Source organism: Pleomorphovibrio marinus (genome assembly GCF_003347495.1).
Classification (GTDB): Bacteria; Bacteroidota; Bacteroidia; order Cytophagales; family Cyclobacteriaceae; genus Pleomorphovibrio; species Pleomorphovibrio marinus.
In genome coordinates, this window is sequence record NZ_QCXY01000003.1 from 101835 (window position 1) to 126773 (window position 24939).

The window sequence follows — 24939 nt, forward strand, 5'->3', positions numbered from 1 at the left end:
ATCTATATTTGCTAGGGTTGCATGGGTAATTGGATCAAGCCTTCTTTTTCCTCTAGCCCAAACATCAAATTCATGCAATGCACCGCTTGTCCTGCAGCACCCTTTACCAAGTTATCTATTGCAGATAATACAATCGCTCTACCGGTTCGTTTATCCCAAAATGGGTAAATGTCGCAGAAATTACTTCCTCTTACGTCCTTAAGCGACGGGGCATGTTTTCTTAACCGAACAAAGGGCTTCCCCTCAAAATAGGACGCATACAAGTTTTCTAATTTCTCCTGATCCATTTCTCCACTTACCTTGGCATAAGAGGTAGCCAAAATCCCTCTATCCACTGGCAACAAATGGGGAGTAAACTGAACTTCTATATGCTTTTTAAATAATCCCCCCAATTGCTCCTCTATTTCGATGGTATGCCTGTGACTTCCTATGCCATAGGCTTTGAAATTCTCATTCACGTTAGAAAAATGGGTCACTGGACTTACCTTGATTCCTGCTCCGGTAGTTCCGGACTTGGCATCAATAATCACTGTTCCCTCCTGCACCACCTTTTTGTGAAACAAGGGTGCAAGGCTCAAAATGGATGCGGTGGGGTAACAACCTGGATTTGCTACAAGGTTGGCAGTTTTTATTTCCTCAGCGTGCAGCTCAGGCATACCATAAACAGCTTTCTGAAACCCCTGTTTAAACGTATGGGCTTTTTTGTACCATTTCTCATATACCTCTGCCGAAGAAAGTCGGAAATCCCCGGATAAATCAATGATTTTCACTGCGGAATGCTGCCACTTTTCCACAAAATCCATGGATACGCCATGAGGCAATGCCAGAAAAAGCAAATCCTGGTCTTGGACATCTATAGAAGAAGCACTTTCCAATTGTATATCCAAATTTCCCAAAAATTGGGGATGAAGATCCGAAAATTTTTTATCTTGATGGCTTTCTGAAGTGATATGGTCTATGCCTACCATGGGGTGGTTCACTAAAATCCTGGCCAGTTCCGAACCAGTATAACCAGATGCACCTATGATGGATGCTTTTATTTTATTTTTCATGTGTTTATATTTTCTTTTCAACGGCCACATAGCCTGCCCCTGCCTGCCCCGAACTTGTTTCGGGGGAATCTCGCAATCTTAATCATCCCTCCGTGCGTCGCTTGCGTCATGCCTGACTGCCGTCTAGGCAGGCTCGATTTCATCTTTGTTGATTTGGGTAAGAACTTTTTCAAGTTTTTGCATCACCAAACTTAAATCCTCCTTAGGGATATTTAAGGGCGGAACTAAGCGCAGAACCGATTCTGCTGTAGCATTTGCAATCACCCCTTCTTCCATTAATCCCATAACTATGGGTGCTGCAGGCCTGTCCATTTGAACTCCCAACATCAAACCAAGTCCCCTCACCTCTTGTATCATTGGAAACTTGGATTTCATTTTGTTCAGTTCATCTGTCAAATATTTCCCCTTTACAGTGGCTTCATGTAATAATTTTTCCTCTTCAATCACTTTAAGTGTGGCCAAGGCTGCCGCAGAAGTAAGGGGATTTCCCCCAAAGGTAGTCCCGTGGTCTCCAAAATCAATGGCATCTCCCACCTTTTTATTGCAAAGGAAAGCACCAATTGGGGTTCCGCCACCCAAACCCTTCGCCAGGGTCATGATATCCGGTTGTATTTGATAGTGGTCTTTAGCGAAAAGGTGCCCTGTCCTACCTATCCCACATTGGATTTCATCAAAAATAAGTAATACATTTTCTTTGTCACATAGCTCCCTGATTGCTTTTAAATATTCAAGCTCGGCAGGCCGAATACCGCCTTCGCCCTGGATGGGCTCCAAAATCACTGCGGCAACATCATTTGAAATTTGTTTCCTAACTGCCTCCAAATCATTAAAAGGAACCTGCACAAACCCTGTAGGAATCGGCCCAAAGCCACGTTGGTATTTTTCCTGACCAGTAGCGATGGTTGCTAAAGTACGGCCATGAAAAGAGTTGTGCATGGAAATAATTTTACCCCCACGCTGCTGCTTAAAGGCATATTTTCTTGCTACTTTTATCGCTCCCTCCACAGATTCTGCCCCACTGTTTGTCAGGAAAACGTGCTGCAGCTTACTTGTGTCTACCAGTAACTTACTCAAAGCAACTTGGGGAGGGCTCACAAAAAAATTGGAAACATGTATCAGTTCAGCAGCTTGGTCCTGAATGGCTTTTACCACCGCAGGATGGCAATGCCCTACATTGTTCACTGCTATGCCTGCCAGCATATCGATATATTCCTTTCCATTCGCATCCCATAGCCTGCTTCCCTTCCCCTTGATAAAAGCCAAGGGAAATCTTTTAAAGGTGGGTAAATAATTCTTTTTGTCTTCTTCGTGTAAATATTGATTAGAAATCTCCATATTTATTTACTTAGGGTTGTACCAGTTTTCTTATTGTGTAAAAGGTAATCGGTGATTTGGTTCGGCTTGGTGCCATTCATGATAATTGCCTTTTTCACACCTTCTTTGAGCGCATCTTCGCAGGAATTGATTTTAGGAATCATCCCCCCTTGAATCACCGTACCGTAATATTCCTTTAGAGAGGAAAGCTTGAGGTCCTTCACAATGGATGCTGGATCCGGAAAATCCAGAAAAAGGCCATCAACGTCGGTAAGTACTATATACTCATCCACGCCCAAAGAAGAAGCTATTTTTCCAGCGAAAACATCGCCATTGATGTTATAGTCGTTACCTTCCTCATCAGAGGCTATACAGGTAATTACAGGGGTGAATCCCCCTTGCAATAAAATATTTAAAAGGGACACTTCCACCTTCTCCACGTCCCCCACCTGCCCCAGGTCTACTTTTATCGGCTCTCCTTGTTCATTTTTCTGGGTATGCCATCGCTTTTTGGCGGTGACAAGCTTTCCATCCTTCCCTGAAAGACCCACAGCCTTAAGCCCCTGCTTATTAAAAAGGTTTACTAGAGAGCTGTTTACCTCCCCTTTAAGAGTGCGTTCAATACAGGTGAGTGCCTCCAGGGAAGTGTGTCTGTGTCCGTCAAAAAATTCAGAAACGATTCCGGAACCCTCTAAGGCTTTATTGATAAATGGACCTCCTCCATGCACGAGCACCACTTGAATGTCCGCATCCCGAAGTTGTTTAATCCGTTTTGCGATCGAATGCTTTAATTCGTCGCTTATCATAGCATTCCCACCGTACTTGATGAGAACTTTTCTATTTTCCATTTGTATAACTGTTTCTATTGGTAACTCTTTGAATTTAGGTAAGATAGAAGTGAATTATGCTCAAAATATTCTGATAGAAATTTCCCAAACCTAATGTTGCCAAATTATTAAACAATAATTATACCAGTGAAGATAAAAAATTTGGTTTTTTCAGGACATTACCTTTTTATTGAAATAGGTAAAATAAAGCTTTGAATCCTTAAAATAAACTCGGGACCTAGGACCATCAAGAGGAGGCAACTCCATTTTTAAGTGACACCTTGTCCCTCTTTAGCAAAACTCCCTTGCAAAACAAGTTGGTTCTCCTTCCAACCGATTCTGAAAAGGCCTCCCCTTTGGCTTAGCTGATGGGCAACCATTGCCCTTCTACCCATTCTATCTGCCCAGAAAGGTGCCAACATGGCATGGGAGGAGCCTGTGGCAAAATCTTCCAGTTGCTGCACATGGGGAACCAGTGTCCTACTCACAAAATCCGCTTTCTCCCCCCGTGCCGTAACTGCATATCCAAAAATGTCGGACTCCCTCAGCTTATCAAACGAGGGTTTCATCTCCGTCACTGATTTTTCCGAATCGGTGAGGATAATATGCTTGTTTCCTGTGGCATACATGGCCAATACAGGAATGCCAAGCCCTTCCTGGATAGCATGTGGCACTTCGATTTCATTCTTTACCGAGATAGGGTTAAGGGTCAAAGAAAAAGACTCCTTTTCAGGGTAAAAACCGGCTTGTATCTCCCCCTCTCCGTATAATAGCCGACATGAGGTTATGGAGTGATTTTTCCCTAAGAAAACCCCTGCAGCCCCGGCTCCATGACCACAAAGCCCAATTTCAGCATCTGGGGCAAACCAGCGAACCATATAGACATCGGCGTCTTTGGTGGGCCTTAAAAAGGTGGTAGCTGGTTGTCCAAGCCGTTTTGCAATAGCCTGCATTTCCACTTCGGGTATCTCTTTTTCTGTAAGGATTACAGAAGAGGGATTTCCCTTAAAGCCTTGCCTGGAATCGGTAAATACGGCTATAGTTTCATAAGGAAGTGAGTAGTTCATTTGGTTTAATTTGAGGTAGGGCCATTAGTTGGCTCTCCAAAAATAGGGAGAAAACAACACAATAATAGTAAACAATTCCAATCTGCCCAAAAGCATAAGAAAGCTTAAGAACAACTTGGCAAGTGGCGAAAAAAAAGCAAAATTGTCCATTGGACCGACAAGGCCAATTGCAGGACCGACATTTCCAAGAGAAGTGGCAACTGCACCAAAACTGGTAATCATGTCATACCCCAAAATCGACATCACCACACTCCCAATTACAAAGATCATCAAATAAAGCAACAAAAAATTGATGATGTGAATAATCACTTTTCCAGTAACCCTTTCATTATTAATCTTTAAAGGAATTATAGCTCTAGGGTGTATTATTCTTTTAAATTCCAACCTGATGTTATTGACAAAGGTCAAATGTCTGATAAATTTAATGCCACCACTAGTAGATCCTGCACTAGCTCCAAAAAACAAAAACATAAAAAAGACAATAGTTAATCCATTGCTATAACTAGTATAATCAGCGGTGACATAACCAGTAGTAGTTATCAAAGAAATTACTTGAAAGGCCGTGTCTCTAAAAGTCTTTTCTATCCCCTCATCGGTTATCGTATAAATTGCAATGAATAAAGAAATGGTTAAAAATAATATTGTTAACAGGTAGGCCCTAAATTCATCACTAGACCACACCTTATTAAATTTCCCCTTAAGCCCATAATAGATGAGCGTAAAATTTGTTCCCGCTAAAAACATGAAAATAATGGCAGTATAATGGATTATGGGATTGGTAAAAAATGCGAATGATTCATTTCTTGTAGAAAAACCTCCAGTAGCCATTGTAGTAAGACCATGATTAAAGGCATCAAAGAAACTCATCCCTTCAAGGTAATACAGCAACATCAAAATGCCTGTCAATCCAATATAAACCAGCCATAGTCGTTTTGCTGTTTCCGAAATTCTAGGATGAAGTTTATCGGAGGTGGGGCCAGGTGCCTCAGCCACGAACAATTCAATTCCTCCAATTCCCAATAAGGGAAATATGGCAACCGTAAGTACGATTATCCCTAAACCTCCAATCCATTGGGACATACTCCTCCAAAGCAATACTCCCTCTGGAACTACCTCTATATCATCCAGGATGGTCGCTCCTGTGGTAGTAAACCCTGAAACAGTTTCAAAAATAGCATCTGGTATATTTTCAATAACTCCACTTACCAAATATGGAACCATTCCAAAAATTGACATAAAAACCCAGCTGAGTGCCACAATAAGGTAACCTTCCCGCTTGCGAATATTTTGCTCCTGGCCGGCAAATGAAAAGAACAAAAAGACACCCGGCACCAGACAAACTGACAAAGAAACCCAAAGGGAAAAATGGTCTCCACTGCTGAAATAATAAGAAAAGGCCAAACTTGGCATCATGAGCAAACCAAGTAAAATTAAAAGCCCCCCCATGATCTTAAAAATTGCCTTAAAATGGATCATGGTCAATTGAATATTTTTTCCAATACAGCTTTTGCTGAAGGAAGTGCTAATACGATTGCTTTATCATTCAAATTTAGCTGAAATTGACCATCAGGAATGAAAACTTCCTCCCCTCTGATCACTCCTGCGACAATAGCCGAATCTGGAAACTTAAGGTCTTTAAGCTTTTTTTTCGTTATTCTATTATTTTTGGTGATTGAGTATTGGACAAACTCGGCATCCACGCCATGGATACCCGAGACTAACTCGACATTACCCTTTCTCAAATAGCGGCTTACATAGTTTGCAGCTACTAGCTTTTTATTTATCAGTGAGTCAACTCCAATACTATGGGAAATATGAATGTATTCCCGGGTGTCCACATGGGCGATGGTTTTATACACCCCATGGTTTTTGGCCGATAGACTAGTAATGATATTGGTTTCAGAGCTATCGGTAAGTGCCAGAAACCCATCCATAGTTTCCAACCCTTCTTCCATAAGAAGGGAAACATTTTTATAGTCGCCATGAATAACTAATGTATGTTTTAACCGCTGAGCTAACCATTTACATCTTTCCTTGTCTTTATGAATTAAGGTTACTCTGTAACTTTCCTCCAATTTCAAGGCTGTAGAAAAGGCTAGATCATCACCACCTATTATCATAAGTTGCTTAACTAAAACCTCCTTATGATGTATTAACTTTTTTATGGACTCTACTGCCTCTTTGTTTGAAATAAAGAAAACATGGTCCCCATTTCTAATGTAGGTATTTCCTTTTGGAATTATAGTTAATTGGTCTCTAACTATGGCTATAATCCTAATATCATGAAAAATTGGGCTGGTACTTGCATCGGAAAGCATTTTGTTCACCAATGGTGAAAATCTATCTAGTGTAATCCCCACCACATTTAGCTTACCTTCTTCAAACTCTATGACATCCGAGAAAGTAGAGTTTTTCATCATCCTCTTGATCTCCTCGCTGCATAGTAGGGAGGGAGAAATGATTGCGTCAATCCCCAAATTATGAAAAAAAACCTTGTTTTCGGCTAATAAATAATCGTGGTTCCTCACTCTGGCAATCACCTTCCTAGCCCCTAATTGCTTGGCCAGGACAGCTGTAACCAAATTTGTCTTCTCGGAGGTAGTAACTGCCAATAATAGGTCTGCCCGGGCTATATTGGCGTTACTTAGGATTTCAATAGATGAAGAATCTCCCATTATTGCCATTACATCCAGATGAGATGAAATATTGTCAAGGACATCACTATCTAAATCAATAACGGTGATATCCTTGTTTTCATGGGACAATTGCTCAGCCAAATGATATCCCATATCACCTGCTCCCGCAATCACTATATGCATAGCCATACCTTATCAGAAATTACAGGTGGGCAAAATTGAAGAGATTATTCGGTAAAAAAAAACTTGCCGAACTTTATTACGGAAAATCAGCTATTAATCAGCCCTGGTCCAGGTTGTGGTCCGCCCAATCAAGGAAATACCGACATATCCTCTTACTTCTAAGGTGTCCCTGTTTTTTAATTTCATGATACAGGAATACGTTTTACCACTCTTCGGATCGTAAATCTCACCGTTTTCCCAGCTACCGTTTTTATATTCAAATCCTTCCAATATCCTTAGGCCTTTAAGAGGCCTGTCTCTTTTTGATTTATCGGGGTTGTTTTTATCGGTTTTTGGCTTGCCATCTTCCTTTGGTTCCTTTAGCCAGATCAACTTGCCGTAGAACTTGCCATTTTCCTCAGAAATTTCAATCCTTCCCTCCTTTTCTTCATTGAACCATTCCCCTTTGATGGCATTTTTATCTTGCGCGGAAAGAGTGAAAATACTTGCGAACGCTACGGATACAACTAATAGAATTTTCATAATTATATGTTTTAGACTATGGAAAAAAACAAATACCATACCTAAATTATCATATAATTGTTCTCAATCTTATTTTTTCTTTGTGGGCTTTACATTCATTCCTTCTGTTTTTTTAACAATTTCCCGTATGATTTCATCCATTTCCTCAGCGGATTGCTCTATGTATTGAAGGAGTTGAGTGCGTTCCTGTTCGTTGATAATATTTGATTGGACAAGACTGACTAGCCCCATAAGTCTGGATAATGGGGCACGAACTACGTGTGATTGGGTCCAGGCAATCTCCCTTAGCCTTAGGTTTTGCTCCTCAATGATATTTACATGTTTCAACCGCTCCGTAATATCATTTGCCAAGATGACATTTGCCTTGGCACCTTTATAGTTTATACTGTTACTTCTTACTTCTACGTCTATGACCGTTCCGTTCTTTTTTTTGTGCTTAAAGAGCCCCCTAAAAAAGCCTCCAGACACCTTTCTCCTTTCTTCAACCAAGGATTTCACCTCATCCACCAGATGATCCGGACGAATATCAAGGATAGTCATAGCCATAAACTCGTCATGGGTATAGCCATAGTGGTCAATAGCTGCTTGATTTACATCCAGAAAAGCAAAAGAATCCCTATCATATACCCACATGGGTTGGGGGCTTAATTGGAACAACTCGCTGTATCGCTGTTCAGATTCTTTCAGTCTGATATAATTTTTGTTTCGCTCGATGTTATAAACAATGCTCTTGTATAACACCTGAGGGGAAAGTTCATCTTTCAACAGATAATCCGAAACACCAAGACTCAAAGAACGAACCGCAAATTTCATGTCCGTGTATCCTGTCAAGACCACCACAGGACGGTTTCTACCAACGAAAACCATTTCCTTCACTAATTCCTCCCCTACTTTGTCCGGTAGAGAAAGGTCTAGCAAAATAAGGTCGAATGGGATGTCTTTTTCACAATACCCCTTTGCTTCCTTTAGGGTTTTGGCCCTTATGATTTCTGAATGTAGAATGCTCTCTTCCAAATAATCTTGAATAAGGACAAAATCACCTGTATTATCCTCTACTACCAGAAGGCAATAGGTTTTTTGGTCTTTAAGCATCTTACTTGCTTTTTTTTGGTAAAGTAACAATGCTAAGCCAGAAGCTTTCTATTGAGGTAATTGCCTGCAAAAACTGATCTACCTCAACCGGCTTTGTGATGTAACAATTGGCGTGATTCTCATAGGACATCTTGACGTCCCTTTCCGATGAGGAGGTGGTAAGCATGATAACAGGAATTCGTTTTAGGGAATCATCGGATTTAATGGTCTGAAGAACCTCATGTCCACTTTTTTTTGGAAGGTTGACATCTAATAAGATGAGATCTGGCAATTTCCTGCCTTTGAATTTATCCGTTTCATACAAAAAGTCCAGGGCTTCTTTACCATCTTTTACCACACTTATATTGTTTATCACTTTTCTTTCTTCTAGGGCTTCCATCGTCAAAACAATATCCCCTTCGTTATCCTCCACCAATAAAACATGAATGCTTTCCATCGAATACTTAATTGTTATAAATTCTATCTCAATGTATATTATTTTTTTGGTTTCGGAAAGCAAAACCTAATCCCATTTTTGGAATCACCTATTACCCAAATCTTTTGCCCCTTAAGTTCATGATTTTGCAAAGCTAAAGCTAAATCAAGGACCTCATGCCTGATATCCTTTTCAGATTGCATTCTTTAAGCCGTTTGAATGTGCTTTCTAATCTAAAACTTTAAAAAAATAATATTTAGCAGAGCCCCTGAGGCGACCTTTTTACGAAAAATGCTGTAACAATCCTTTATTTCAAAAACAACAGCCCTAGTTCTTGGTGTTGCTCTGTAGGGCATAACCACTGGTATTTTCCTCCTTGGACTTATTTTCCAATACCAGAACTGCAGTATGGTCATCGAGATAAAAATTTTCCTTTCCCACAACTTCCATCACTCCCCATTTCATCATAATGTCTCTTATTGGTCCCCTCGCACCTGCAATGCAAAAAAGTATATTGGATTCCCTCCACTCCTTTATCCAATCCACCAGTGCATGTACACCGGTACTGTCCAAGCCTGTAAGGCTTTCCATGTCAAATACGATGGATTCCACCTTGGTTCCCCTGTCCTGTATCCATTTGTCCATTTTATCTTTAATATATTGCACGTTGGCAAAATACAAGGGGCCATCCACCCTTACCACCAGAATGCCCGGGTTTAACTCCAGGTTTTCAAATCGTTTAACATTACGGAAAATTGTGGTGTCGGGTACTCTTCCTAACTGGGCCATATGAGGCATGCTGGCTTTATAAATCACAGCCAACAGGGATAACACCATACCAGCAATAATCCCAGTTTCAATTCCCAAAGTAAGGGTGAGAATAAAAGTGACAGATAACATCAAAAAATCGACTTTGTCCCTTTTCCAAAGTTCCCTGGGGCTATTGAAATCTATCAATCCATAAACCGCCACCATAATCACCGCAGCCAGTATGGCGTTAGGCAAGAAGTAAAACACTTCGGTAAAAAACAGCAAAGTCAACATTACAACTATGGCACTGATTATGGATGCCATGCCTGTTTTAGCACCAGCTTCATGGTTGACGGCTGTCCTACTAAACCCCCCTGTCACAGGATATCCATTGAATACAGAGACTCCCACATTTGCGATTCCTAATGCCTTCAGCTCTTGATTAGCATCCAACTGATAGTCCTTATGTTTGGCTTGAATAGCTCTGGCTACTGCAAAACTCTCAGCAAAACCAATTAATGCGATGGTCAATGCCACTGGAAACAATTCCCGCCATGCCCCCAATTCGAAACTAGGGAATGAAAAGCCCAAAAAGCCACCTGGCACTTCCCCTACAATTCCTACACCCAACTCGTTAAGCCCAAAACCAAAGGTCACAAAGATTCCGAAGACGACAGCAAAAAATGGAGCTGGTAATGACTTATTTATTTTTTTGGTGAATATAATCGTCAGAATACCTACCGCCCCTAGAAGCAAGGTGAGGAGATGGGTTTGGTTTAGGTTATCCACCAATGCTGGAATTACCTCCTGAATATGGCTGGTATTAGGCAAGGGGATGCCCAGGAGGTGCTTTAGTTGACTTAATCCAATAATGATGGCCGCTGCAGAAGTAAAACCACTGATTACTGGGTGAGAAATAAAATTGACCACGAACCCAAGTCTAAATAAGCCCATGCCAAATTGTATTAATCCCACCAAAAAGGCAAGTGTAAGTGCGTATAACAAATATTGGGAAGGATCTTCTGGATTCAAAGCTGCTATTCCCGCTGCCGTGAGCAGGGAGACCATGGCCACAGGGCCTACTGCTAACTGCCTAGAAGTCCCAAATACAGCGTAAAGAAGCAAGGGCAAGGTGGCAGCATATAAGCCATGAATGGGGTTTAAACCTGCTAACATGGCATAAGCCATCCCCTGGGGTATCAACATTACTCCTACTGTGAACCCAGCAGTAAGGTCCTTTTTGAAAAACCCTCCATGGTAGTAGGGGAGCCATGATAATATGGGAAATGCTTGCTTCAATTTCATGTGTTTAAATTTTCTTTTCAGCGGCCACATAGCCTGCCCCTGCCTGCCCCGAACTTGATTCGGGGAACTTGTTTCGGGGGAATCTCGCTTTGATAATCATCCCAGTGTGTGACGTGCTCGTCATGCCCTGACTGCCGTCAGGACAGGCTAGATTTCATATGTTTATATTTGTTTTTCAATGGTCAGATGGAATGCCCTGGATAATCATCCCCATGTGTGAGAATAATTTCTCATGGGCATTTCATGTGTTTATATTTGTTCTTTATAGGTCACATGGAATCTCGCAATCTTAATCATCCCTCCGTGTATCGCTTGGGTTATGCCTGACTGCCGTCCAGGCAGGCTCGATTTCATCGCATCAGTATAAATCCTAAACCTTGGAACAAATTTCGGCAAAAAATATCCCTTTGCTGGTGACCATTGTCACAATGCATCTAACCTGCTACAATCTCTATATTTCGTTTTAATGATTTTGATAGCACATCAGAAAACCGTTGCGCCTCCCATATTTCCAGGTCCGGCGTTTCTTCTGCAAACACCTTAATGGTGATTTTTTTGGTTTCCGGCACACAATATACATGCTGAACCCATTGGTTTTTTGTCTTATCCAGACCCACGGCCACCCGGAGCACTCCAGACAGGAGCCGTAGCCTTTTTTGCTGACTTTTAATTAACTTCCGGAATTTCTTTTGCTTCTTTTTAGGGCCTCCTTTCCGGTGGTATCTTGCCAGGTGTCCAAGTAGTAAAACCTCTTCATTGTTAAACCCCCGGAGCTGACTATTCCAAATGAGGTATCTGGAGTGTTTGTGATAGTCCTGGAATTTGACAAACAGCCCAACTTCATAGATGATACAGGAATGGTAAAGCAATTGCCTATCTTCTGTTTCGGCACCATGGATATCCTTTAATTGGTCAAAAATCTGTAGTGCCAACCTCGCCACATGAAATTTTTCTTCCACATCCACCTCGTATCGGCTTGCCAATAACAAGCAGCTTTTTTCTTTTACATGTTTGCCACCTATACCTGATTCAAAAACTCCGTCATGCCTGTATAGATAATCCAGGATCATCCCTTCTCGAAGTGAGGCATCAGAGAGGGTAATTCCATTTAATCCTGAGAGTTGCATCAATTCTACCAACAAAACAGCACCCAAATGTACCGCATCTGCCCTATTACTGCTTATCCCATTTACCTTAGCCCTATCCTCCGGATTGAGTGTGCATAGTTTTTTTGCGAGTTTTTCCAAGGCCTCCAGGGATACCCACTCGGCATTTACCGACTCTGGGGAGGGGTTTCCCTGCTTGGTCAGGCATGCTTCTCCTAAGGATCTAATGGTACCAGATGTACCTATGATCCTGTCAAAACCTCTTTCCAGTGCCCCTTGCATAACTTTTTGTGCTGTTTTCCGCACATGCTCTTTAAGCCGGGTCAGTTCATCCTCGTTTAAAGGGTTTTGGTGGCCTACATAGTCCAACAGCCTAAGCACTCCCAATTTCATACTTTTGCAATAATCCACCTTATGGTTATCACCAGTCACTGCCTCGGTACTTCCCCCACCTATATCCAGAACCATGGCCCTTTGTCCTTTTAGGTCAATAGCCTTTCTTACCGCTAAAAAAATCAAACGTGCTTCCTCCTTTCCGGAAATCAACTGGGGAGAAAGACCCGCCTCTGCAATAATGGCATCCAAAAAATCACGGCCATTCTTTGCTTCCCGGGTAGCGGAGGTGGCAGATGTGATGATATGGTCTACTCCAAATTGATCCGCCAGTTGGACATAGCGCTTGATCGTCTCTATCCCCGCCTTGAAGGCCCTGTCGTTTATGATATTACTGGCAAAAACACCCTCTCCCAGTTTGACCATCTCCTTTTCTTGCATGAGAATGTCAAACTGCTCCCTACTCCTGGCCTCTACGATGACCATGTGTATGGAGTTGGTACCTATATCGATAGCAGCCAGTTTCATAAAACTCAGGATAAACAAAAAGACCCTTTCGGAGGTGGGAAAGGGTCTTTTGTGTAAAAATTAGATAAATTGGTTCAAAATATTCTCGTACATCTCTTGCTTGCCACTGATTTGTTTGGGTTCTCCCACTTCAACGGCGATGGCCCTAAGGTCATCCAGGGTAAGTTTCCCTTCTTCGAATTCTTTGCCCTTTCCCGTGTCAAAGGAGGAGTAGCGTTCTTTTCTCAGCTTTTGGTAGGGGGATTTTTCCATAATGTCGTTGGCAATGATAAGGCTCCTTGCAAATGCATCCATACTTCCCACATGTGCATGGAACAAGTCGTCCAAATCTGTGGAGTTTCTCCTGATTTTAGCATCAAAATTCACTCCTCCGGTGGTAAAGCCCTTACCTTGTAGGAGCACCAACATGGACTCGGTGAGTTCCATCAAGTTGATGGCAAACTGGTCGGTATCCCAACCATTTTGATAGTCTCCCCTATTGGCATCTATACTGCCTAACAAGCCAGCATCTTGAGCAACCTGCAATTCATGCTGAAAGGTATGGCCAGCAAGGGTAGCATGGTTTACTTCCAAGTTCAGCTTAAAGTCCTTGTCCAACCCAAAATGCCTCAAGAATCCAACCACGGTAGCTGCATCATAGTCATATTGGTGTTTGGTGGGCTCCATAGGCTTGGGCTCAATCAAGAAGGTGCCTTCGAAACCGTTTTTCCTGCCGTAATCCCTGGCCATGCTTAGGAATTGGGCCAGATGTTCGGTTTCCCTCTTCATGTCGGTATTAAGAAGGGACATATATCCTTCCCTTCCTCCCCAAAACACGTAGTTTTCACCACCCAAAGCGATAGTAGCATCAATAGCATTTTTGATTTGTGTACCTGCCCTGGCCACCACTTCAAAATTGGGGTTGGTGGATGCCCCGTTCATGTACCTTGGGTTACTGAACACATTGGCTGTTCCCCAAAGCAACTTAATGCCTGTTTCTTTTTGTTTCCCCTTAGCATAATCCACTATGGCCTGCATATGCTTTTCATACTGCTGCAAGGAATCCCCCTCGTCTATAAGGTCAATGTCATGGAAGCAATAAAAAGGGGCGCCTATTTTGCCGATGAATTCAAAGGCAGCGTCCATTTTATCCTTTGCTCTTTGTATAGGATCTTTTGCCTTGTCCCATTCCCTAACAATGGTACCGGGACCAAAAGGATCGTTTCCAGCTCCACAGAATGAATGCCAATAGGCAATGGCAAACCTAAAATGATCTTTCATGGACTTGCCTCTTATCACCCTGTTTTCGTCATAATATTTAAATGCCAAAGGGTTATCGGATTCCTTTCCCTCAAAGGGTATTTTTTCAATGTTTGGAAAATAGGTTTTAGACATGGTTAAGTTAATTTAATATGTGAAACAATCAAAAGTTAAGATATAAGGGATAATTTTTCCTTCCAGATTTGGTAAACTTCCTCATAGGGAGCTGAGAGTTTGTCATCTGGATGAATTTCCAGCAGCTTTTCAAGACCTACAAACGCTTCCTTTGGAGATGAATAAACACCAGCTCCTATACCTGCCCCTCGGGCTGCACCCTGAGCTCCGTCCGTATCATAAAGCTCCACTACCACGCGGTTCATGTTGACAAAGGCTTCCCTAAACAGAGGGCTCAAAAACATATTTGCCCTACCAGCTTTCACCGTATTCAGGTTTAGTCCCATTCCTTTCATGATATCAAACCCGTAGGTCAATGCAGCTACGATACCCTCCTGGCCTGCCCTTAGCACGTGGCGCTTATCATGTTTCAATAAGTTCAGCCCATTCAGATGAGCGTCCACTGTTCTGTTTTCCATGATTCTTTCAGCACCATTTCCAAAAGGAATAAAGGTGAGGCCTTCTGATCCTATGGGAACTTCTTGGGCCCATTCATTCATTTCTTCATAGGAAACACTACTGCCAATCAATTTCTTAAGCCAGGAATTCAGTATACCGGTACCATTTACACACAGCAAAACGCCGTACCTGGGCTTTTCTTTAGAATGATTGACATGAACAAAGGTGTTTACACGACTTGCGGGGTCATAAACCGGCTTTTCACTAACCCCATACACAGTTCCAGAAGTACCCGCAGTAGTGGCCAGTTCACCTGCCTCCAGCACATTAAGTGAAAAGGCGTTGTTGGGTTGGTCCCCTGCCCTGTAAGTAATGGGAATTCCTGCAGAAAGGCCCAGGGAGGCTGCTGCCTTAGTGGACAATTTGCCCTGTTCACTGAAAGAAGGCTTAGCCTCTGCAATCAGCGATGAGCTAATCCCATAGTGATCCAAAAGAGGGCTGGAAATCCCATTTTCCAGAAAATCCCAAAAGATACCTTCAGAAAGGCCTGTTTCGGAGGTGAAAATTTCTCCAGTCAGCTTCATGGCAATAAAGTCACCGGGGAGCATAACCTTGTGTATCCTTTTGAAATTCTCCGCTTCGTTGTCCTTTACCCATTTCAACTTCGATGCGGTAAAATTGCCAGGCGAATTGAGCAAATGGGACAGGCAGTAGTCGCTACCCATAGCTTCAAAGGCGGATTTTCCGATTTCCACAGCCCTGCTGTCGCACCAGATAATGGAGGGCCGGATCACTTCATAGGAAGCATCTACCATGACCAATCCATGCATTTGGTAACTAATGCCTATGGCTTTGACTTCCTCCTTTTTGATATTGCCTTTGGAGACGGCTTCCCTGGTGGTGTCTTGAATGTATTTCCACCATAGCTCAGGATCCTGTTCTGCCCAATCTCTCTTGGGTGCAGCCATAGGCATTTCTTCTTTTGGCAGCGTTACTGCTACCACCACTTTTCCTGATTCTGCATCCAGAACAGTAGTTTTTACAGAGGAACTTCCAATATCGTATCCTAATAATAACGTTCTCATTATTGGTTTTGGGTTTGAAAAATGATTACCAGAATGCCGAATAAAGCCCCACTAAAATACCTGCAATAAGTATAGCGCCTACTTTAAACTTGGTACTGGTTTTAAATAAATCAGGGGTAATTTCTATTCCTTTTGGATGATCCTTTCCTTTTCCTTCATAAAGGGAAATCGCTATGATCAATACCGAGATGATCAAAAAGACGATGCCCATCCTGTCAATAAAGGGGATGTTAGGGGTCAGAAACTTAAAGGCAGTGGAAAGGGGTATGGTCAATGCTGCTGCGGTGAGAGCGGCATTTGAGGTGGTTTTTTTCCAGAAAAAACCAAAGATAAATATGGCAAAAACCCCCGGAGAAACGAATCCCGTATATTCCTGTATATATTGAAATGCCTGGTCCAGCTGTCTCAAGGCAGGCGCTACGAGAGCCGCAATAAAAAAGGCTGCAATAGCAGTAATCCTACCCACCCGCACTTGCTTCTTTTCGCTCGCACCCCTATCGAAGAAGTTTTTATAAATATCCAAGGTAAATATTGTAGAGGTGCTGTTTGCCATACTTGCCAATGAAGACACTATCGCGGCAGTTAAGGCTGCAAACGCCAATCCCTTCAATCCCGAAGGGAGCAACTGCAGTAAGGTGGGGTAGGCCCTATCCGACTTAATCACTCCGGCCTCAGGATCCGTCATGGATTGAATAAAGGAGGTGTCAATCCCCTCGCTAACGATTACATATGCCGCTATTCCAGGGATAACCACGATCAAGGGCATAAACAACTTTAAAAATCCAGCGAAAATCACCCCTTTTTGAGCTTCATTAAGGGATTTAGCTGCTAGCGCTCTTTGTGTGATATATTGGTTAAAGCCCCAATAATTTAGGTTAATCACCCACATACCCCCGATAAGCACACTAATTCCAGGTAGATCAAGATAGGCATCCCTGAAGCCACCAGATCCATCTGGGATCATCATTTCCCCTTCTTGAATAATCATCTTAAAATGAGCTGGAGCCTTAGAAATAAGGCTGGCAAAGCCGCCCAAAACATCCCCCTCTCCAACAATGGATAAGGCCAGGTAAGTAGTGGCCAAACCTCCGGCCACCAGGAAGAACACCTGTACCACATCCGTCCAAGCCACTGCTTTCAACCCTCCGTAAATAGAATACAACATGGCAAAAACTGCCAAGCCAGCGATCCCATATCCAAGGGGAATTCCCAATATAGTGTTCAGGCTTAATGCCCCAAGGTACAGTATGGAAGTAAGGTTCACGAAAACATACACCAATAGCCAAAATATTGCCATTACCGTTCTCACCCTGCTATCATACCTTTTCAAAAGGAATTGAGGCATGGTACTAATCCCTTCTTTCAGGTATACCGGAAGGAAAAAGATAGCAACAATCACCAAGGTGGCTGCGGCCATCCATTCATAGGTGGAAATGGCCAGACCAAGCGCAAAACCAGAGCCGGACATTCCGATAAACTGTTCCGCAGAAATATTAGAAGCAATAAGGGAGGCTCCTACTGCCCACCATGGTAAGGCCTTGCTTGCCAGAAAATAATCGTTGGAATTTTTGACATGTCCTTTTTTTTCACGGGACACTATAAACCCCAAAACGACAATCAATAAACAATATCCGATAAAGATAGTCAGGTCAAGTGTAGTGAAATTCATGCGAGTAGATTTTCTATCATGGGTTATAATTTTTGACCAAATAAAATAATGGAAGCTTAAATTGGAAGTGCAATATAGTCAATATTGATTTTTTGAAGCAAAAATTTGGGTTTTTTAAAAACAATCCTGGATTCGTTTATGCATGTTTATTTACTTCAATTTTGTATATTCATCTTTCATCCATGAGCAACTATCAAGACCCTCTATAATGAGAGCAATGTCAAATCATGAAGCGAAACTCAATCAATTTTTAAACTTATTTTTAAAAAGTACCCAGTCACACGGGATTATACTCCACATATACCGGGACAGCCATGACCCTATTACTTGGATAGGTGCAGCCGGCAATCTTGATGTGGCGACCCCTTATTTTCTTACCAGTGTAGCCAAGTTGCACATCACTGCAATAACCTTAAAACTCAGGGTTCAGGGAAAATTGGATTTGGATTGGAAAATACACCCATTCCTGCCTGAGGAATGGACCCATGAATTGCATATATGGAAAAAAAGGGACTATTCCCGTGAAATACGTATTCGGCACCTTCTTTCTCATAGTTCTGGTCTGCCCGATTACTTTGATTTCAAACAAAATAGTGGCCTTTCCCTGTTGGATGAACTAAAAAATGGAAGGGATAAATCATGGACTATAAATGACATTCTACAATGGGTCAAAAAAATGGAACCCAAATTCGCCCCTGGCTCAAAAAACAAAGCCTATTATGCGGACACTAACTTCCAGCTTTTGGTTTTTGTTTTGGAAAAAATAGCTGGGAAGCCGATAGAGCCTCTTACCCAAAATCTCCATGATAAGGTTCTAGGGGTTAGCGAAAGATATCTCTATACCGACCCAATGGATAGGACACCTAGCATTTTTTATTCGGAAGAAAAGCCATTACTAATTCCCAAAGCCATGTGTGCATTTGGACCTGATGGAGGCATGGTGGGCACAGCTAAGTCCTCTATGGTGTTTTTGAAGGCTTTTTTCCATGCACAACTTTTTCCCAAAGAATACTTGCCTGAAATTCAACAATGGAAATCTTTGGGAAACGGTCATTTTTATGGTCTAGGAATAAGTAAATTTCAAACTTCAGGTATAAAAGGGTTTTTAAAGCCTGCTCCTTACCTTATTGGGCATGCAGGAATGTCAGGTTCATTCGCTTTTTACATGCCTGAAAAGCATCTCTTTTTTACTGGCACAATAAACCAACTCAAAGGTTCCTCTTTATTGATCCAACTGATACAAAAGGCCGCCATGATCTTTGACCAATGATAGCTAGGGAATATAATCAAACATTTCCTCCACCCCATCCTTGATGGTTTGCATAAGTCTGTCCTCCTTTTCGGAAAGTATCCTTTCGGTCACAGCCACCCACAAAGCCTTATTTTGTTTAGCATCCACTAGGTGTACGGTTACAGTACCCTTACGGTAACTTCCTACTTTGATTTGTTCCGCTTTCCAAGTGTATCGTTGCTGGCCTATATAATTAAAAGTGCCAGGGTCAGTTGCAAGGTTGGTTTCCCTGGTCTGGTCTTTTTTTTCCACCAGCACGCCCAAATTTATCATTAACTCGGGATCTTCATCGGTAATCATAATCCCCCTGAAAGCCATTTGTTTTGCAATTTCCTCCTGGAGAAAGTCGATGTTCCTTTGGTAATTATCACTAAGTACGCCAGTGGTTTCTGTATTGTAAAAACCAAAAGTATCGTAGTTAGCCAATTTGAATTCCGGGGACTGCTCTAAAACCGAAATTTTGGTCGATTGGCAGGAAACACACATTACAGCCATTAACATTATTACATGCTGGATCATCTTTAAAGCTGTTTAATGATGTAATAAGTTACAAAAAATTGAACAAAAAAAATTACATTCGATTAAAATCAGCCAAAAAAATAGCTCTAAGGGCAAAAGGAATGACTGGTAAAACTGTCCTTACAGCTTATTTATCAATTCTCTTAACTTCAATGGCACTTAGCCCTTTTGGCGTTCTTTCTGTTTCAAAGGTCACTCGGTCATTTTCCTCTATTTCGTCCACCAAGCCTGTGGCATGGACAAAAATCCTATCCTTGGTTTGTTCATCTTCAATGAAACCATACCCCTTTGAAGAATTAAAGAAACTTACCTTACCGGTTCTTTCGGATGGTTCGTCATCAGAGGCCATATTTTTGGACACACTTATCTCAATATCATCTGCCTCGATTTCTTCATAATTATCCGGATCGGGTGGCGTGTCGGAAATATTCCCATCGGCATCCACATAGGCTATCATATCCTCCATGCCGGCACCTTTGGAAGAAGATGCCTTACGCGCTTCTTTTTTTTCTTCCTTCTCCTTCTTTTTTCTTAATCGTTTTTTTTCTTTTTCTTTTTTGTTGAACGTTACTCTAGATTTTGCCATAAAGAGGGTTTAATTATAAATGATTCATTGCATCACCCCAAAGAATTGGTGAACAGCACCGAACTTAAAAAACTAGAAATTAACTAGGAAGGTATCAGATTTGCCTGCTGAATTCTAGGGGAACTACAAATTACTTACAATTTTCTTGTAATTCCTACTCCCCATGCAATCATTTTTTATCCATCATTACCTTAATAGGCATTATTTTTAAATTAATCTTTTGATTTTCCCTGACTATCTATTGAGCATAGTCAGGAAATAAACAGTCATTACTGCATATAATATGCTAAAAGGCAAAGCCACCAAAACCATTAAATAAGTGATGGTCTCCAAAAGCCCCTCCTTGCCTAGCAAGAGTACAGAAGAAGTGATGCCCACTAGCAATATACCCCAAACCAAAGTGCTCGTTTTCCCTGGGTTTAAGCTACCTGCTTTTGAAAAAACCCCCAATACATATATTGCAGAGTCCATTGAGGTAATCAAAAACGTAGCCACCAGCAATAGGACAATGAGCCTTGTAATAAAAGCAAATGGGAGGTGGGAAAAGAAGGAAAAAATCCCTGAATAAATGGAATCGAATTGTCCTACCACAAACTCCTCAGTAGAAGTAAAGTGAAAAGCCGCAGTACCAAATACGGCGAACCATATGAAGGAACCCAGGGAGGGAACCAGTAACACTCCCAAAACATAGGACCTTATGGATCTCCCGGATGAAATCCTGGCGATAAACAAACCCGTAAATGGGGCCCATGCCATCCAAAACGCCCAATAAAACAAGGTCCAATCTGTCAGAAATAACTGGTTTACCCGGTAATTGCCCAGGTTTAGGCTCATAGGCAAAAAATCCATTAAATAAGCTCCAATAGAAAGGCCAAGCACCTCAAGGTTTTCAAGATCCAAGGTAAAAACCAGGGTAAAAGTCAGCAAAAACAAAGCTAAACCTATATTAAGGCGAGAAAGGTTTCGAATTCCCTTTTTCAGGCCGGAAAAAGCAGAATAGGTTGCCATCCCACCCAATACCCACACGACTAGCAGATTTGAACTTAGGGATTGGGGCAGGTCTACACCCACTTCCCGAATCCCCGTAAGAACTTGTTTGCTTCCTAAGCCCACCGCCCCCACCACACCGAATACGGTACATAAAACTGTTAAACTATCTACCGGGACAATCAGAAACCTCTTTCTAAGAATCTGAGGAATAGAGGAACTACTCAACATGGGTCTGTTATGGGTGTAGGACATAAAAGCCATAATAAGTCCAAACATCCCATAAAAGGCCCAAGGGGTGAATCCCCAATGAAAAAAAGTGTATTCCAATGCCAACACATCGGCTGCCAATGGGCTTTCTCGAGGTGCATGCTGGAAGTGATGCATAGGCTCTTGGACTGCTCTTAGTAAAAGCCCTGCTCCCATGCCTGTGCTAAAAAGCATTGCTACCCAAGAGAAGTTGCCATGCTGTGGTTTACCCTTGCCCAACTTGACGGATCCAAGAGGAGAAATTGCCAACCCCAACAAGCCCAAAACCAAAAAACATCCAAAGTAAAGGTAGAATCCCCCAAAATAGGAAAGGGTATAAGAGGCGGATAGATTAATGGCTCTATCCACCTGATCCGTATAAGAAAATGCCGCTATGAGGAACAACAAACAGCACCCTAAGGATATCATCAAAGTTTGGTGCCTGAAAATCTTCAAAACGGAAACCTATTATGTTACATAAATATTACTTGAGCCTCTCCGGTTTTTGCCAATCCTCCGTCATCTCATAGGGAAGTTTCCAAACTCTCCCCTTTTTATCTCCAAAATACAATTGGGATATACTAAATTCATCGGGATTACCATCGGCCCAAAAATAGACAAAAGGGTCCTTTCCGTTCACTACCCGCCGTACATAATTGTGGTTTCTCTGACTATCTTTAGTGAGTTGCTTATTCTTTTTCCAGGTCTTGCCCTTATCCTTACTTTTCCACATTTCAACCTCTCCCCCGGCACCCCACTGTTGTGGACTGTCCTGTGTTGGGGCAATGACTGTCCATTCCTTGTCATCAATCCAAAGGCTCCCTGAGTCGTAATTATGGTCAGATTCGGTTATCTTTTGATGCTCCCATCCATCTCCATTCCATTTAACAATACTCCATGACCTGGGGCCATGTTCAGGGCCCGGTTGATGGCCTTTGCCCGAAACATAAAGCGCTACCGGGTTACCGGATTCATCAAAGTTCACATCCTTGATATATACATTTATTTCATTCGTAAAAAATTCCTTAACCAAGGCCTTGGAATCCAAATCTGTAACTGGAATATCCAGCTTTTCTCCCTCTATAGTAGTCCATGTTTTTCCAAGGTCTGTAGTTTGAAAGTAGTATATATTGGTTCGCCTATCTACATTTCCATCCGGGTGCCAATTGCAGAAAAATACCACCTTTTCCCCATGCTGCCCACTTATCTGATAATGTCCGGCATTTTTATCCCCTTCTCTTTTTATGGAGACTAGCTTTTGGTCCTCACTCCAATCCAATCCATCTGGACTGGTTTCAAAGTACAACTCCCTTAGCCCAGTGTATTTAGTGAATAAATTAAGAAAACCCTTTCCAGGGATATACTTAGGTTGTGGATAGGTCATTTCTTCCTCAGTGATTTGTTCGAAGGATTCAATATTGTAAGGTTCCGCGCTTCTGTATTTGTACCCCATCCTTCTACTCCCCCTTCCACTTACGAACACCCATATGTAGCCATCACTATCCATGGTAATACTTGGATTATCGTGGGGATCATCAACGCCATTCTTATCGTAAACCACTAAAGGCTTTGATACTTTATCGGTCTTGTGATCATAAGCCCCTATCATGCACAACAGGTGTTTTTCATCGGAAGAACGAGTACCTCCATAAACAAAAAATGTCTTGTCCACTTCAGGAGCAAAAATGGCCAAAGGTATATGTTTGGCAGTATAGGTTCCCAATCCTCCCGAATATTTGTCTCCATAGGTAGAAAACTGTCCTAAAGTAAACCAGATGCCCTTGTAACCATTTCCCTTTTCATTATTCAAGGAAGGAGTATCCTGGGAATAGACCTGATTTAAGTTAAAGAAAAAGGTAAGAAAAAATAATAAAGGGGTTCTTAACATCTCCTGGGGTTTGGGTTTTCAATCACTTAGCTAAATTAGTCCTAAAAGTTTAAAAACTCCTCCTGAAGCCCAATTTTTTTTAGCTTCCAGAGAAAACCCATCCCCATCAATCTAGATTTCTTTTTGATCCTTGAAAAATTTCAGGAGCGAAGCTTGATTTTTCAGTTGTGAAAAATCATTTATGCTAAAAGGTTTTACCCAAAAGTCCAACACTTCTTTATATTCTTTTGACTTATCTCTTTCGGCCTGTTCAATGGAGGACGTGATGATGATTACGGTCAAACTGGCGGATAAATCCATTTCCCCCAAGGTATCCAAAACATCCCAACCTGTAAGGCCAGGCATGTTGATATCAAGGAATAACAGATAGTCATCGTAGTTTCCCACATTTTTGATAAGGTAGGCTATGGCATCCTCTCCATTACTAAAGGTTTCTAACTCATCTATAAGCCCAGCCTTTTCCATCAGTTTCTTTTGCAGAAGAATGACTATGGGGTCATCATCCACCAATAAAATTTTAACTTTTTCCTTCATCTTGCATAAACTTGTAACATCAGCATAAAAATTGAAAGGGTTGTTTATCATTTATTTTAATACATTAAAGACCTTTCTACCATTAAAATTCAACATGCATTTTTATATATTTAAAATACATTTTTCCAAATGTATCGTAATATTTTAAGATATTAAAATAATCGAACATCTTTTTTTTAGTTTGTTTTTACGGTTCTTTCTTTTATTAAAATTATTGTTTTTATGGTTATAGATTAAAAAGTGACACGTGTCTTGGCATTTTACAAAGGCATCGGTCATGCTACAGGTGGAAAAAGTAAAGGTAACTTCATCTGCTTTAAAAATTGGTTGAAAATCAATACCATGGAAAGGGATGGACTTGTGCCTTGATACCAAAGACAGCTATCTGGATATCATCTGAATTGTAATTCAAAAAATCCGAACCAAAAAGCTAAGGGCCAAAACCGAATAGCTAGCAGCCCCACCAACGAAAAAAGGCGAGCTCAAAACCCGCCCTTTCCATGAAAAAAACGTCGTTCGATAAACTGAATAATAGTCCAAAAAGACCATTTTCATAAAAAAAATAATTTCTTAATTATCAAATGCCCTACGACCATTGGGCTGTAGCACATAATCAAAGGTGTAGTACCCACCTGTGTTGAAATCCACCTCGTCCATAGGAGGGTTATCCCTGTAATAGCTCAGGATCTCCATTTTTACATAATTTCCAGCATTGGTCTGGAATACGAGGAATCTACCAGGCCTTGGGCTTACCAAGTGGGTGGAGTTGTTGTAGTTGTACCAGCCATTTCCGGATCCGGAAGGAATAGCCAATTCGTCCTCCGTATCTTGCCTAAGGGTTGCACTTTCTGGGACTTCGGCCAATTCTGAAAAAAGCCCTTCCATTACCATTCCACTAGCATTTCCAGGTCCACTGCTCCCACTGTTTACGATGATGGTGGTTCCCTTAAAACCTATGTCCCAATTTCCATCCACGGATTCGGCCAGGGCATTCTTCTCAAAACTGAAATACCTAAAGGGGTTTTGCTGTACGACCTCCCCTGAAGTACGGTCAATAACATCGTTTGGAGCATGGATGTTTTCAACCGTAATCACCTCCAAGGGAGTGGTTATAATTGGAGAATCATCTTCACTGCAGGAAATCATAAAGGCCAAACCCACTAAAAGGGTAGGCATGCAACATAAGTTT

21 protein-coding genes are annotated in these 24939 nt (G+C 41.7%); 1 reads left to right on the top strand and 20 read right to left on the bottom strand.

The window, feature by feature from the left end:
• Positions 1–11: 11 nt before the first annotated feature.
• From argC to DB520_RS09695, 14 genes are all read right to left on the bottom strand, one after another.
• Positions 12–1052, bottom strand: coding sequence for an N-acetyl-gamma-glutamyl-phosphate reductase (gene argC / locus DB520_RS09630; RefSeq protein ID WP_114749512.1), 1041 nt, complete (start codon positions 1050–1052; stop codon positions 12–14).
• A 123-nt stretch (positions 1053–1175) separates the two neighbouring features.
• Positions 1176–2387, bottom strand: coding sequence for an aspartate aminotransferase family protein (locus tag DB520_RS09635; protein ID WP_114749513.1), 1212 nt, complete (start codon positions 2385–2387; stop codon positions 1176–1178).
• 2 nt (positions 2388–2389) lie between these two features.
• Positions 2390–3214, bottom strand: a complete 825-nt coding sequence (gene argB / locus DB520_RS09640) for an acetylglutamate kinase (protein ID WP_114749514.1) — start codon at positions 3212–3214, stop codon at positions 2390–2392.
• Between the two features lie 248 nt (positions 3215–3462).
• Complete coding sequence (locus DB520_RS09645; RefSeq protein ID WP_114749515.1) at positions 3463–4260, bottom strand: PhzF family phenazine biosynthesis protein; 798 nt, start codon at positions 4258–4260, stop codon at positions 3463–3465.
• Between the two features lie 24 nt (positions 4261–4284).
• Positions 4285–5736, bottom strand: a complete 1452-nt coding sequence (locus DB520_RS09650; RefSeq protein WP_114749516.1) for a TrkH family potassium uptake protein — start codon at positions 5734–5736, stop codon at positions 4285–4287.
• Positions 5737–5738: 2 nt separating this feature from the next.
• A complete protein-coding gene (gene trkA / locus DB520_RS09655) occupies positions 5739–7085 on the bottom strand; it encodes a Trk system potassium transporter TrkA (RefSeq protein ID WP_114749517.1) in 1347 nt (448 codons plus the stop codon).
• Positions 7086–7172: 87 nt separating this feature from the next.
• The gene (locus tag DB520_RS09660) at positions 7173–7601 is read right to left on the bottom strand and encodes a DUF2147 domain-containing protein (protein WP_114749518.1); all 429 of its coding nucleotides are present in this window, start codon (positions 7599–7601) and stop codon (positions 7173–7175) included.
• A 69-nt stretch (positions 7602–7670) separates the two neighbouring features.
• Entirely contained in the window at positions 7671–8693 is a 1023-nt protein-coding gene (locus DB520_RS09665; protein ID WP_114749519.1) for a PAS domain S-box protein, read from the bottom strand.
• A gap of 1 nt (position 8694) precedes the next feature.
• Entirely contained in the window at positions 8695–9129 is a 435-nt protein-coding gene (locus tag DB520_RS09670) for a response regulator (RefSeq protein WP_114749520.1), read from the bottom strand.
• 306 nt (positions 9130–9435) lie between these two features.
• Positions 9436–11163, bottom strand: coding sequence for a SulP family inorganic anion transporter (locus DB520_RS09675; RefSeq protein ID WP_114749521.1), 1728 nt, complete (start codon positions 11161–11163; stop codon positions 9436–9438).
• Between the two features lie 434 nt (positions 11164–11597).
• Positions 11598–13130 (bottom strand): Ppx/GppA phosphatase family protein, encoded by a 1533-nt coding sequence (locus DB520_RS09680; protein ID WP_114749522.1) that lies wholly within the window; start codon positions 13128–13130, stop codon positions 11598–11600.
• A 60-nt stretch (positions 13131–13190) separates the two neighbouring features.
• A complete protein-coding gene (xylA, locus tag DB520_RS09685; protein WP_114749523.1) occupies positions 13191–14504 on the bottom strand; it encodes a xylose isomerase in 1314 nt (437 codons plus the stop codon).
• Between the two features lie 35 nt (positions 14505–14539).
• Entirely contained in the window at positions 14540–16027 is a 1488-nt protein-coding gene (locus DB520_RS09690) for a xylulokinase (protein WP_114749524.1), read from the bottom strand.
• A gap of 25 nt (positions 16028–16052) precedes the next feature.
• Positions 16053–17696, bottom strand: a complete 1644-nt coding sequence (locus DB520_RS09695) for a sodium/sugar symporter (RefSeq protein WP_114749525.1) — start codon at positions 17694–17696, stop codon at positions 16053–16055.
• Between the two features lie 217 nt (positions 17697–17913).
• Between DB520_RS09695 and DB520_RS09700 the strand changes: the two genes are divergently transcribed.
• Positions 17914–18966, top strand: a complete 1053-nt coding sequence (locus DB520_RS09700; RefSeq protein ID WP_157972002.1) for a serine hydrolase domain-containing protein — start codon at positions 17914–17916, stop codon at positions 18964–18966.
• A 3-nt stretch (positions 18967–18969) separates the two neighbouring features.
• On the opposite strand, the gene DB520_RS09705 is transcribed toward DB520_RS09700, so the two are convergent.
• The 6 genes from DB520_RS09705 to DB520_RS09730 all read right to left on the bottom strand — a co-directional run bounded on the left by DB520_RS09705 (position 18970) and on the right by DB520_RS09730 (position 24926).
• Positions 18970–19506, bottom strand: a complete 537-nt coding sequence (locus DB520_RS09705; RefSeq protein WP_114749527.1) for a DUF4136 domain-containing protein — start codon at positions 19504–19506, stop codon at positions 18970–18972.
• A gap of 127 nt (positions 19507–19633) precedes the next feature.
• Positions 19634–20092, bottom strand: coding sequence for a cold-shock protein (locus tag DB520_RS09710; protein ID WP_114749528.1), 459 nt, complete (start codon positions 20090–20092; stop codon positions 19634–19636).
• 234 nt (positions 20093–20326) lie between these two features.
• Positions 20327–21757 carry a BCCT family transporter gene (locus DB520_RS09715; protein ID WP_232834927.1) on the bottom strand — a complete coding sequence of 477 codons (1431 nt, stop codon included), beginning with the start codon at positions 21755–21757 and terminating at the stop codon, positions 20327–20329.
• A 55-nt stretch (positions 21758–21812) separates the two neighbouring features.
• A complete protein-coding gene (locus DB520_RS09720; protein ID WP_114749530.1) occupies positions 21813–23216 on the bottom strand; it encodes a BNR-4 repeat-containing protein in 1404 nt (467 codons plus the stop codon).
• Between the two features lie 111 nt (positions 23217–23327).
• Positions 23328–23750 (bottom strand): response regulator, encoded by a 423-nt coding sequence (locus DB520_RS09725; protein WP_114749868.1) that lies wholly within the window; start codon positions 23748–23750, stop codon positions 23328–23330.
• A gap of 570 nt (positions 23751–24320) precedes the next feature.
• Complete coding sequence (locus DB520_RS09730) at positions 24321–24926, bottom strand: HmuY family protein (RefSeq protein ID WP_114749531.1); 606 nt, start codon at positions 24924–24926, stop codon at positions 24321–24323.
• Between the last annotated feature and the right edge of the window lie 13 nt (positions 24927–24939).